Origin of the sequence: Mesorhizobium sp. M7A.F.Ca.AU.001.01.1.1, assembly GCF_004022735.1 — a bacterium.
GTDB lineage: Bacteria > Pseudomonadota > Alphaproteobacteria > Rhizobiales > Rhizobiaceae > Mesorhizobium > Mesorhizobium ciceri.
The window spans coordinates 1-11,015 of the sequence record NZ_RZPF01000139.1; the positions used below are offsets into that span (position 1 = coordinate 1).

Here is an 11,015-nt window from a genome sequence, read left to right on the forward strand (position 1 = left end):
CCGATGGTCGTGGCATGGGTGGCGAATTCGAGATCGTGCCAGATCGCCTCGATCATGTCGGGATCGCGGCCGATCAGGCGCGGCACCAGATGGTCCGAGAGCAGCCGCATCACCGACGAACCGCCGGTGCCGATCGTGTAGCTGTAACCGGTGCCGACCGCACCGTCGGAATCGGTGATCGTGACGATCGGCGTTTCCTGACTGACGAAGCTCTGGATCGCGTCGGTGCGCTTGACCTTGGGCACAAGGTCCACCATGCAAAGGTCGACTTTCTCGATTCTGGCCATGCCGATCAGCTCCGCAGTGTCTTTCCGGTCTCAGTGGCAAACAGATGCGCCTGCGACATGTCGAGGCTCATGGCGACCCGCTCGCCCGGCCGCAGTGGCCTCGGGTTCAGCATGCGCGACACCCAGTCCGTGCCGTTGAATTCAACGAACACCAGCGTCTCGTTGCCGAGCGGTTCGGTGACCGTGATCGGCAGCTCGATCTGGTGGACATCGGCCGCGCCACCGGAACTGATGCCATGGCCGGTCGGGTAGATGTCGTCCGGCCGCAGCCCGAACACCACCTTGTCGCCGGTCGTGACATTGGCCTTGAACTGAGCGGGCAGCGGCAGCCTTTCGCCGCTGGCGAAAACCATCTGGCCGTCATCGATCGTCGCCTCGTGCAGATTCATCGGCGGTGAGCCAATGAAGCCGGCGACGAAGCGCGTCGCGGGCCGCCGGAACACCTCGTCGGGCGTGCCGACCTGTTCGATATGACCGTCGCGCATGATGACGATGCGATCGGCAAGCGTCATCGCCTCGACCTGGTCGTGGGTGACGTAGATCACTGTCGACTGCACCTTGGCATGCAGCTTCTTGATCTCGGTGCGCATCTGCGTGCGCAATTTGGCGTCGAGATTGGAAAGCGGTTCGTCGAACAGAAACACATCGGGGTCGCGCACGATGGCGCGGCCCATCGCGACGCGCTGGCGCTGACCGCCGGACAGTTGCGACGGGCGGCGGTCGAGCAACGTGTCGAGGCCGAGGATGGCCGAGGCCTCGGCGACGCGGCGGTCCATGTCTTCTTTGGCGGCGCCGGCGATCTTCAGGGAGAAGCCGAGATTCTCGCGCACCGTCATGTGCGGATAGAGCGCATAGGATTGGAACACCATCGAGATGTTGCGCGAGCGTGGCGGCAAATCGTTGACGATGCGTCCGCCGATCTCGATCGAGCCGGCGCTGATTTCCTCCAGCCCGGCGATCATGCGCAGCGTCGTCGACTTGCCGCAGCCGGACGGGCCGACCAGCGCAATGAACTCGCGGTCGGCAATGTCGAGATCGATGCCGTGCACGATCCCAATAGTGCCGTAGCGCTTGGTCAGCTTGGTGAGGGTAACGGTTGCCATGGGATCAGCCTTTCACCGCGCCGGAGGTCAGGCCGCCGACAAGGTGTTTCTGGACTATGTAGGTGAGGGTGAGCGCCGGGATGATCATCACCACGGCCAGCGCGCACATGCCGCGCCAATCGATGGTGAACTCGGCCGTGTAGTCGAGCAGGCCGACCGGCAGCGTCTTGGCGCTCACCGAGCGGGTCAGCTGCGAGGCCAGCGCGAACTCGTTCCAGCAGGTCAGGAAGGCGAAGATCGCGGCCGACGCAATGCCCGGTCCGGCGAGCGGAAACTCGACCTGCCAGAACGCCTGCCAGCGGGTGCAGCCATCGATCTGCGCTGCTTCCGCGAGGTCCTTGGGCACCTGGCGGAAGAAGCCGTCGATCAGCCAGATGGTGAACGGCACGTTGAGCGCGACATAGGCGAGGATCAGCCCGAAATGGGTGTCGATGATGCCGAGCCGCACATAGAGGAAGAACAGCGGCAGCGAGAGCGCGATGCCCGGCACGGTGCGCGTCAGCATCAGGCCGAGGAAGACGCTCGATTTACCGCGAAAACGATAGCGGGCGAACGCATAGCCGCCTGCCATGCCGATGGCCACCGCAATCACCGTCGAGGTCACCGAGATGATCAGCGAGTTGCGGAAATATTCAATCACCGGGATGCCGCCCTTGCCGATGCCTGAGAACATCGCGACATAGGCGTCGAACGAAATCTCCTGTGGGATCCACACCGGTGGCTTTGCCATGATCTCGACCGTCGGCCGCAGCGACGACAGCACGATCCACAGGCCCGGCAGGCAGATGGTCAGCATCGCCAGGAACAGGCCGATGCGATAGATGATGCCGAGCAGCCGGCGCTTCAGGCGGGCGGAAGAATTCTCGTCCATCTTCACCACTCCGCACCGATCTGCGTGCGCGCCGCGGCGAGCTTGTTGAAGAAGTAGACGGTGAAGGCGATCGACAGCAGGATCGAAAAATAGGCCATGGCGTTGGCCATGCCCATGCGCCCGTCGCTGTAGGCGGTGCGGGCCACCAAGGTCCATAGCAGTTCGGTGCGGCCAGCCGGTCCGCCATCGGTCATGATCTTGACGATGTCATAGGCGCGCGCCACGTCGAGCGAACGGATGGTCATGGCGATGTAGGCGAAGGGCATGACGAATGGCCACGTCACATAGCGGAATGTCTGCCACGGCGTGCAGCCGTCGACCCGCGCCGCCTCGATCGGCTCCTTGGGCATGGCGAGCAGGCCGGCGAGGATCAGGATGGCGAAGATCGCCGTCGACGACCAGATCTCGGCGATCGAGATGGCGATGAAGGCGAGATGGCCCTCGATCAGCCACGGTATGGCGTCTCGCGTGATGCCGAGCGACTGCAGCGCATTGTTCACCAGGCCGATATTGTCGTTGAACATGAACTTGAATTGGAAGCCGACCAGGATCGGCGAGAACATCATCGGAAACATCATCAGCGTGCGCAGGATGCGCTGGCCGCGCGTCGCCTTCTCGACCAGCATGGCGAGGCCGAGCCCGAGCAGCATTTCGAGATTGAGCGCGATGGTCAGCAGCAGAACCGTGCGGCCGAAGGCCCACCAGAAGTCGGTGTTGGACAGGATCGAAAGATAGTTCCGGATGCCGATGAAGACGTAGAACGTTTCGGGCCGCGTCAGGCGGAACGGGGTGAAGCTCGAATAGAGCGACAGAAGCAGCGGCACCACCACCACCGCCGCCAGCACGATCATGGCCGGAAGCAGCAGCAGGAATGGCGCGGATGGCTTGAAGCCCTTCATCAGAATCCTTGAGTGTTTGTATTTGGACGGCGGTGCGTTGGCTGGGCGCGAAGGGTTAGCGTAAACCGCTGGCATCCCGCGCAACGCGATCGCCTCCCCCATTGCTGATGGGGGAGGCAGCCCTGGGAGCCGTTGCTAGAGCTTGCCGGCGTCCTGGAGGATTTGTGTCGCCTTGGCGGCGGCTTCATCCAGTGCCTGCTTCGAGGTCTTGTCGCCGAGGATCGCCGCCTGCAGCTCGGGATAGACGGCGTTCGAGATCTCGATCCATTCAGGCGTCTGCGGCACGGCGAAGGCGTGCTTGGCCTCTTCCTGGAAAGCGGTAAGAACCTCCTTCTTGTAAGGATCGTTTTCGGCCTGCTTCAGGTCCCAGTCCCAGACCGCGGTGCGGGTCGGCAGCGGACCGGCGGCGGCCTCGAGCTTCTGGCTGTCCTCGTTGGTCAGCCACCAAACCAGGGAAGCCGCGGCCTCCTTGTTCGGGCAGTTCTCGGTCACCGAGAAGCCATGGAAGCCGGACCAGCCGGTGCGCTTGCCGGACGAACCCTTCGGCGCGACTTTGACGCCGACATTGCCGGCGACCTTCGACGACTTCGGATCGTTGAAGAAGCCGGCCCAGCCCGGCCAATCCAGGTTGATGGCGACAGTGCCGGACGCAAAGCCTTGGCCGAGATCGTCCCAGAGATAGTTGGTGGTGCCGGCCGGCACGGCCTTGGCCTTGTAGAGGTTGACGAACCAGTCGAGCGCCCGGATGCCGGCCTCGGAGTTGAAGACCGGCTTGCCGTCCTTGTCGAGATATTCGCCGCCCTCGGCGACGACCATCTCGTAGAAGCGGCCGTTGATCGCCTCTTCCTTGCCGGCGAACTGGGTGCCGTAGAAATTGGGCGGGTTGGCGAAGAACTCGGCCTGGTCGGTGACTTCCTTCCAGGTGTCCGGCGGCACCAGATCATAGCCGTATTTCGCCTTGAACTTGGTCTTGTTGTCGGCGTTCTCGTACAGGCTCTTCTGGTAGTAGAGCGCCGAAACGTCGAACTGCGCGCGCGGCAGCATCTCCAGCTTGCCGTCGATGGTAGCCGACTTGATGGTCGACGGCACGAAGGCGTCGATCTCTTCCTTCGGCAGCAACTTGCTGAGGTCGGTGTAGAGGCCGGTATATTGCGGCGCGAAGGAGGAATGGTTCCAGCCGACGCACCAGTTGGTGCTGCCCGAGGCGATGTCGGACTTGAGCTCCTTGTCGATATCGAAGCCGTTCTTCTTGGTCAGGATGTTGACCTTGGCGCCAGTCGCCTTCTCCCATTCCGGGATCCGTTCGTAGAGCTTTTCATATTGCTGGCCGCCGATCAGCTTCACGTCGACGGTCACGCCTTCGAACTTGCCGGGCAGGTCGCCGGCAAGGGCTGCGCCTGCACCAAATGCAAGCAACAATGCACCGGCGGAGACGCCGGAAAGCAGTCTGTTCATTGGTATCCTCCCTGGGTGCGCCTTGGCCGGCGACCGCAACTCGTCTGATGACAAGAAGTGCTACATTCATATACAAACAAAACATTCATAGACACGTCAAGGCGAAATTTGTTTCCGCCGCGCACGTTCCTGCGTATATGACGGGCGAAATTCACTGGAGGATGAGCCCATGGACGACAGCGAAGACGAGCGCTATCGCGCACCGGCGCTCGACAAGGGGCTCGATATCCTTGAACTGCTGGCGGGCGTCGACGGTGGCCTGACCCAGGCCGAAATCGCCAAGAAACTCGACCGCAGTCCCAACGAATTCTATCGCATGCTGGACCGGCTGGTGCGGCGTGGCTACGTCACGCGCCTCGACGGCGACCGCTATTCGCTGACGCTCAAGCTGTTCGGCCTGGCACAGCTGCACGCGCCGGTACGGCGGCTGGTCTCCTATGCGACGCCGCTGATGCGTGAGCTTGCCGAGACATCGCAGCAGGCCAACCAACTCGTTGTTTTTGATCGTGGTTCTGCCGTCGTCATCGGTCAGCAGGAAGCACCGAACTACTGGGGCATATCGATCCGGGTCGGCTCCCATATCAGTCTATTCGATACTGGCTCGGGACATGTGCTGCTCGCCTTCCGCTCACCGGAAGAGCGCCAGATGATGATTTCCGAACACGTCCGCAGCACCGACAAGACGGCACAATCGAGCGAGTTCTTCACCCGTCTCGACCAGATCCGCGACCGTGGCTACGAGATGATGGCTTCGATGCAGACAGCCGGCGTCTTCAACCTGTCGGCCCCGGTGCGCAGTTCCGACGGCAAGGCGATCGCCGCGCTGTCGATTCCCTACATCACGGTGGTCAACGCGCCTTCCGCACCCGATATCACCAGGACAATCGAACTGTTGCTGGCAACGTGTGAAAAGCTGTCGCACCTTGCTGGATCAGCAGTCGGCTCATCGGTGTGAATTCTTATTTGAATGAAGAATTCTCTCGTGAGATGATTTGAAAAGCCAGAGGGAGGAGCCTCGCCATGATCATCGACACCCATCTTCACCTCATCGATCGCTCGGCCCTGCGCTATCCCTGGCTCGCCGGCGTGCCGGCGCTCAACCGCGATTTCTCTTATGAAGACTACGCGACGGAGGCGCAGCGTGTCGGCGTCGAGCGCGTGCTGCATATGGAGGTCGATGTCGATCCGGCCGACATCGAAGCCGAGACGGCTCGTGTGGAAGGACTGTCACGGCAGCCCGGCCAGCATGCTGCCGGGGTGATCGCGTCCTGCCGTCCTGAGGAAGGAGACTTCGCGGCCTATCTCGAACGGCAGCGGGCAAACCCGTTCGTAAAGGGCTTTCGCCGCGTCCTTCATGTCGCGCCCGACGAGCTCTCGGAAGGTGCGGTGTTCCGCGACAGCATCAAGCGGCTTGGCGGCACCGGCCTGACCTTCGATCTCGTCGTGCTGCCGCACCAGATTCCCAAGGCTATCGTGCTTGCCGACCTGGCACCCGATGTGACGTTCGTCCTCGACCATTGCGGCGTGCCCGACATCAAGGGCAACAGGGAACATCCATGGCGCGAGCATATGAGCGAGATCGCCCGGCGCCCGAATGTCATGGCCAAGATTTCCGGTGTCGTCGCCTATGCCGATGCCGGCAGCTGGACGGTCGAGACGTTGCGGCCGTACGTCGAGCACACCATCAATTCATTCGGCTGGGACCGCGTCGTCTGGGGCAGCGACTGGCCGGTCTGCACGCTAGGCGGCGGCCTGTCGACCTGGGTGGCGGCGACCCATGCATTGCTCTCGGGCTGCAGCATTGCCGAGCGCGACAGGCTGTTGTCCGGCAATGCCCGCAAGCTGTGGCGGCTCGACTGACAGGTCCTTTCAGATGGTTGCCGAGACGTGCCGTTCGCGGCCATAGAGCGAAACCAGCAGCACGATGACGAAGCCGAGCGCGGCCTGCACTGCCGCGGGCTGGAAGCCGAGGCCGATGAGCAGCGTGTTGATCTCGGTCAGCACCAGCACGCCGGCGATCGTGCCGAGATAGCTGCCCCGGCCGCCGACCAGTGCTGCGCCGCCGACGACGACCGCTGCGATGGTCTGGAACAGATAGGGCTGGCCGACATCGCCATAGGCCGAGCCGGTGAAGCCGAGCAGCAGCACGCCCGCGACAGCGGCGAAGAAGGCGCTTGCTGCATAGGTGATGACCCACATGCGAACCGGGTCGATCAGCGCCAGCGGCGCCGCTCCCGGATTGCTGCCCAACGCATAGAGCCGGCGGCCATAGGGCGTCCGCTCCAGCACCAGCACGACCAGCGCCGCCAGCACGACCAGGCTCGGCACCAGCCACGGCACCGGCAGCGGGCCGGCCGATCCGCCGATCGAGACGAAGCTGGAAACCGCTTGTGGCGCGGAGCCTGACGGGAAGCCGGCTGTCCACAGCAGCACCAGCCCTTGCACGACCATGCCGATGCCGAGCGTGACGATGAGCGGCTGGATGTCGAGGCTGCGCGAGATCAGCCCGTTCAGCCCGCCGATGACGAGCGCCAGCGCGCCGACCAGGCCGCAGACGAGAAAAAAGTTCCAGCCATCGCCATAAAGCTGCGCAGCCACGACATTGGCAAAGCCGATGACGAAGGGGATCGAAAGGTCAATGCCGCCCATGATGACGACCAGCGTCTGGCCAATCGAGGCCACGGCGAGCAGCGAGGCGAGCACCAGCATGGCCCGTATCGCAAACGGCGCCGAGTAGCCGGGAATGAGAATTGTGCCGGCAAGGTGCAGAAGGGCGGCGACGCAGAAGGCGCCGACGACACGGGCGTTGGTTGTCGCGAAGAGGTTTTGGCGCAAAACCATGTCAGCGTCTCCCCATGGCAAGACGTTCCTGCAGCGCTGTCAGCATCACCGCCAGCACCAGGATCGCGCCGTAGGCGATCTGCAGCACGAAGGTCGAGACGTTGAACGTCGTCAGCACGCTCTGCAGCAGGAAGATGTCGATGGCGCCGATGGCGGCACCCGCCACGCCACCACGGCCGCCGGCCAGGCTGACGCCGCCGAGCGCTACGGCGGCGATGGCGATCAGCGTGTAGGTCGGCCCTATGTTGGGGTCGGCGGAGCCGATCAGCGCGGTCAGCATCAGCCCGGCGCATCCGCCGAGGATGCCGGTCATGACATAGGCGATGAAGCGCACGCGCGTGACATCGACACCGGCGGTGTAGGCGGCGCGGTCGTCGCTGCCGACCGCCATAAGCTGGTCGTAGTATGGTGTGCGCCGCACCAGCCACCAGGCAATGAACATCAGTGCCAGCGGCAGCATCGACAGCGGGCCGGACAGCGCCTTAAGCCAGGCCGGCGCTGGGCCGATCGGCGCCGGCAGGATTGTCAGCGTCACGCCGGTCAGGATCAGATAGGTGCCGAGCGTGGCGACGATCGGCTGAATGCGCACGATTGTCGCCAGGAAGCCGTTCGCCGCGCCCACCAGCGCGCCGACGAGCAACGCCGCCGGAACGAGCACCAAGGGCGACGAGATGCCGGTGCCGAGGAACAGCACCTGGATCGTCAAAGCGTTGACAAAGCCCATCAATGGCCCAACCGAGATGTCGATTCCGCCACGCCCGGCGAGGATGACAGGCGTGGAGGCGATGGCAGCACCGATCAAGGGCGCCGCCAATCCGACCAGCGCCCCCCAGGAACCCGGCTGGAATCGTCCCGGGCTGAGGATGAGATTGACCGCAAGCAGCACGACCAGCAGCACGACGGCGAAGCCGAAATTTCGCCCAAGGGACAGGAGGCGCGCAACAGGGCTCATGCCGCACGTCCGAACATGGCTGATATCACGCCGTCGGTGGTGAGGGCGTTGCCGGCGATCTCGGCCGCGACTTCATTCTCACGGAACACCAGCACGCGCTGGCACAGGAGAAGAATCTCCTCGATTTCGCTGGACAGGATGACGAGCCCCATGCCGTCGGCCGCCAGCCCGCGAAACACGTCGTAGAGAACATGCCGCGTCGCCACGTCGACGCCACGCGTCGGATCGTTGAGGAGCAGGATCGCGGGCTCCAGCGCCAAGGCCCGCGCCAGCAGCACCTTCTGCTGGTTGCCGCCCGACAAAGTGGTGATCGTGGCATCGGGCCGGGGTGCGGCGATTGACAGTTTTTCGCGGTAGATGTCGTAGCGCGCCTTGCGCGCCGCCGGGCTGATCAGGCCGAGCCGTGTGTCGCGCGACAGAGTCGAAACGGCGAAGTTGTCGAGCACCGACTGCGTCGGGAAAATGCCGTTGGCGCGTCGGTCGCGCGGCAAATAGGCGATGCCGCTGGCGACAGCCTTGCGAAACCCGGTGATCTTACGGGACGCATCCGATGCACCGAGCTCGATCGAGCCGCCATGCGGCGGTTCCAGGCCAGCAAGCATCTTGAGAAACAGCTCCTGGCCATGACCATCGAGGCCGGCAAGCCCGACGATCTCACCCGGAGCGATTGCCTGCGTGATCGGGCTGGCGCCGGGCGCGATGACGAGTTCGCGAACGGCAAGACCACCAAAATCGAGAGCGGTGCGATCAGCCATGCGCAAGCTCCGCGGCGGTACGTGGCGCCATTGTCTTGAGAAGCTCAGCCGGCGTCGAAGCGCCGCGCTCTTCGGTGCGCACCACGCTGCCGCCCCGCAGGATCGAGATGCGATCCGAAAGCGACATCACCTCGTCCATGCGGTGGGTGATGAACAGGATCAGGCAGCCCTCGCCGGCAAGCGCACGCATCAACGAAAAAACGGATTCGCGATCGGCGAAGTCGAGCGCGGCGGTGACCTCGTCGAGGATCAGGATCTTTGGGTTGCGCACGATCGCGCGAGCAAGGACGACCAATTGCTGCGCGGCGAGCGGCAGCAGGCCGGCTGGCATGTCGAGAGGGACGTCGGTGACCGCGAAGCGCTTAAGCGCAGCTTTCGCCCGGTCACGGCGCTCGTTGCGGGGCACAGCGCGCCGGACCAGCCCGTCGAGGCCGAGCAGGATGTTGTCGGTCACGCTGCGATCCGGCGCGATCAGCACCTCCTGGAACACCGTGGCGAAGCCTTGCGCCTGGAAGGCCGAGGGGTTGGCGCCCGAGAACGGCTTGCCGTGCAGGAGGATCGCGCCGCTGTCCGGCTGGACGATGCCGGACAACAGCTTGACCATCGTGCTCTTGCCCGAACCGTTCTCGCCCAGGATGGTGTGGATGGTTCCCGCCCGAAACGCGATCGATGCGTCCGCGAGCGCGATCGTCTCGCCATAGCGTTTGGATATGGTTTTGACTTCAAGCATGTCGCATTTCGATGCTGGCAGGCCGGCTCCCCGAAAGGAGCCGGCCTGTTGAGAGATTAGCAGGCGTCACTTTGCACAGGCATCGGGCACCTTCGAATAGTCCCAGCCCTTGGTTGGCGCCGGGTTCGAGAAATAGGCGTCGAGCCATTCCTCCGGCATCGGATCTTTCGGCGGGATCGGGAAGATAGACACGGCGTCCGTCGTCATGCAGTCCTTGTACCAGGCACCGAGATCGGCGGTGTGGACAGGCGGGATCGGGATCAGCAGCGTGTTCAGCTTCGGCTTCTGCCCGTCGAGCATGCGCTCGCCGACGCGGAACAGCGTCTGCGCGGTCCAATGCGGCAGCACCGCATGGCCTTCGAAGCGGTACTTGTCGGGGTTGGCCTTCCAGTAGCCCAGCGCATCGCCGGTGATCGAGCCGGTGATCAATGGTGCGGGCCGGCCGGCTTCTGCGAAGGCTTCGGCGACGACGCGGCTTTCGCTGCCTGTCGTCCACACTGCATCGATCGGCGCCGGGTTGGTGGCGATCGCCTGCAGCACCACGGTCTTGGTGACGTTGGCTGTCCAGTTGCCATTGACATTGCGCGAGATCTTCAGCTTCGGATTTTCAGTCAGCGCCTTGTCCGCGCCCTGGCGCTCCTGCACCACGATCGGGTGTCCGGCGATGCCTTCGACCAGAAGGATGCTGGCGCCGTCCGGCTGCGCCTTGCCGATCGCCGCCATCATGTCGTAGCCCCAGCGCGCATAGTTGGAATCGACATTGATGGCGTTCGGGCTGGTCACCGAACCGGCAGCGGTGATGAACGGAATGCCGGCTTTGGCGGCAGCGTCGATCGCATCATCGAGTGCCGTCGCCGAGCCCGGGATCGAGGTGATGATCGAGCACTTCTTGTCGATGAAGGCGCGGATCTGGTTGATCTGCTGGCTGGCGTCATTGTTGGAATCAGACACCTCGAAGCTGGACACCGTTCCGTCGGCGATCAGCCCGTCGACGAGACGCTTCAATTCCTTGGTCACCGTGACCCGCCACGGATTGCCCTGGTAGGATTCCGAGTGGCACCATTTCCACGGTTTCGGCGGCGCTGTGAAATTGTCCCAGGCCGAAGGCAGCACCTTCTGCGG

At 63.7% G+C, this 11,015-nt stretch carries 11 protein-coding genes and 1 pseudogene; 2 read left to right on the top strand and 10 right to left on the bottom strand.

Annotated features, from left to right (window positions below; translation table 11 throughout):
* The 5 genes and pseudogenes from EN884_RS11230 to EN884_RS11250 all read right to left on the bottom strand — a co-directional run.
* A pseudogene (locus tag EN884_RS11230) lies at positions 1-287 on the bottom strand (mandelate racemase/muconate lactonizing enzyme family protein); the annotation flags it as partial.
* Between the two features lie 5 nt (positions 288-292).
* On the bottom strand, positions 293-1,390 hold the full coding sequence (gene ugpC / locus EN884_RS11235; RefSeq protein ID WP_063167542.1) for a sn-glycerol-3-phosphate ABC transporter ATP-binding protein UgpC: 1,098 nt from the start codon (positions 1,388-1,390) through the stop codon (positions 293-295).
* A 4-nt stretch (positions 1,391-1,394) separates the two neighbouring features.
* A complete protein-coding gene (locus tag EN884_RS11240; RefSeq protein ID WP_013533026.1) occupies positions 1,395-2,261 on the bottom strand; it encodes a carbohydrate ABC transporter permease in 867 nt (288 codons plus the stop codon).
* Between the two features lie 2 nt (positions 2,262-2,263).
* Complete coding sequence (locus EN884_RS11245) at positions 2,264-3,160, bottom strand: sugar ABC transporter permease (RefSeq protein WP_013533025.1); 897 nt, start codon at positions 3,158-3,160, stop codon at positions 2,264-2,266.
* Between the two features lie 135 nt (positions 3,161-3,295).
* Positions 3,296-4,615 carry a sugar ABC transporter substrate-binding protein gene (locus tag EN884_RS11250; RefSeq protein WP_063167543.1) on the bottom strand — a complete coding sequence of 440 codons (1,320 nt, stop codon included), beginning with the start codon at positions 4,613-4,615 and terminating at the stop codon, positions 3,296-3,298.
* A gap of 169 nt (positions 4,616-4,784) precedes the next feature.
* Between EN884_RS11250 and EN884_RS11255 the strand changes: the two genes are divergently transcribed.
* The gene (locus tag EN884_RS11255) at positions 4,785-5,570 is read left to right on the top strand and encodes an IclR family transcriptional regulator (protein ID WP_013533023.1); all 786 of its coding nucleotides are present in this window, start codon (positions 4,785-4,787) and stop codon (positions 5,568-5,570) included.
* Positions 5,571-5,635: 65 nt separating this feature from the next.
* Positions 5,636-6,475 (top strand): amidohydrolase, encoded by an 840-nt coding sequence (locus EN884_RS11260; RefSeq protein ID WP_128360557.1) that lies wholly within the window; start codon positions 5,636-5,638, stop codon positions 6,473-6,475.
* 9 nt (positions 6,476-6,484) lie between these two features.
* On the opposite strand, the gene EN884_RS11265 is transcribed toward EN884_RS11260, so the two are convergent.
* The 5 genes from EN884_RS11265 to EN884_RS11285 form a co-directional block, all read right to left on the bottom strand.
* The gene (locus EN884_RS11265) at positions 6,485-7,456 is read right to left on the bottom strand and encodes an ABC transporter permease (protein ID WP_013533021.1); all 972 of its coding nucleotides are present in this window, start codon (positions 7,454-7,456) and stop codon (positions 6,485-6,487) included.
* A 1-nt stretch (position 7,457) separates the two neighbouring features.
* Positions 7,458-8,408: an ABC transporter permease gene (locus EN884_RS11270; protein ID WP_027163923.1), complete on the bottom strand. Its 951-nt coding sequence runs from the start codon at positions 8,406-8,408 to the stop codon at positions 7,458-7,460.
* Positions 8,405-9,163: an ATP-binding cassette domain-containing protein gene (locus EN884_RS11275; RefSeq protein ID WP_063167545.1), complete on the bottom strand. Its 759-nt coding sequence runs from the start codon at positions 9,161-9,163 to the stop codon at positions 8,405-8,407. The genes EN884_RS11270 and EN884_RS11275 overlap by 4 nt, the downstream gene beginning before the upstream one ends.
* A complete protein-coding gene (locus EN884_RS11280; protein ID WP_013533018.1) occupies positions 9,156-9,893 on the bottom strand; it encodes an ATP-binding cassette domain-containing protein in 738 nt (245 codons plus the stop codon). The genes EN884_RS11275 and EN884_RS11280 overlap by 8 nt, the downstream gene beginning before the upstream one ends.
* 66 nt (positions 9,894-9,959) lie before the next feature.
* Positions 9,960-11,015 (bottom strand): ABC transporter substrate-binding protein (locus EN884_RS11285; protein ID WP_128360558.1); only part of this gene is annotated, 1,056 nt, incomplete at its 5' end.